Origin of the sequence: Comamonas testosteroni, assembly GCF_000761245.1 — a bacterium.
Lineage (GTDB): Bacteria > Pseudomonadota > Gammaproteobacteria > Burkholderiales > Burkholderiaceae_C > Comamonas > Comamonas testosteroni_C.
In genome coordinates, this window is record NZ_AWOR01000119.1 from 1 (window position 1) to 714 (window position 714).

Consider the following 714-nt stretch of genomic DNA (forward strand, 5'->3'; position numbering starts at 1 on the left):
TCAGAAAACGGAAAATAAAGCACGTTAAGCTCCAATTTCGCGCAGGTACTGGTACAACGTTTCGCGGCTGATGCCAAATTCACGGGCCAGCTTTGCCTTTTGCTCGCCGGCCTTGACGCGTTGCAGAAGTTCAGCGGCGCGTTCGGGCGAAAGCGCTTTTTTGCGGCCCCTGTAAGCTCCGCGCTGTTTGGCGAGCGCAATACCTTCTTTCTGTCGCTCACGGATCAACGCCCGCTCGAATTCGGCGAACGCACCCATAACCGACAACATCAAGTTCGCCATCGGTGAGTCCTCGCCAGTGAAGGTCAGGCATTCCTTGACGAACTCGATGCGCACACCGCGCCTGGTCAGCTTTTGCACAAGGCGGCGCAGGTCATCGAGGTTGCGGGCCAAGCGATCCATGCTGTGCACCACTACCGTATCGCCTTCGCGCACGAAGGCCAGCAGTGAGTCAAGCTCGGGGCGCTGGGTGTCCTTGCCCGACGCCTTGTCGGTGAACACCTTTCCGACTTCGACCTGCTCCAGTTGCCGCACCGGGTTTTGGTCGAAGCTGCTGACCCGGACGTAGCCGATACGTTGACCTTGCAAGATGCCCCCAAACAGAAAAGTGTCAGGAATAAATCTATGACCTTGCGCAGCTTGTGTCAATAAATTAAGCGATGGAGTCTATCCGGACGTTTCTGGGTAGGCTGTCCTGACGTCAGGTTAGGGCAT

1 protein-coding gene is annotated in these 714 nt (G+C 56.7%); it reads right to left on the minus strand.

What is annotated here, in order from left to right; translation table 11 throughout:
* Positions 1–24: 24 nt before the first annotated feature.
* A complete protein-coding gene (locus P353_RS27385) occupies positions 25–588 on the minus strand; it encodes a recombinase family protein (protein ID WP_034376683.1) in 564 nt (187 codons plus the stop codon).
* Positions 589–714: the final 126 nt, after the last annotated feature.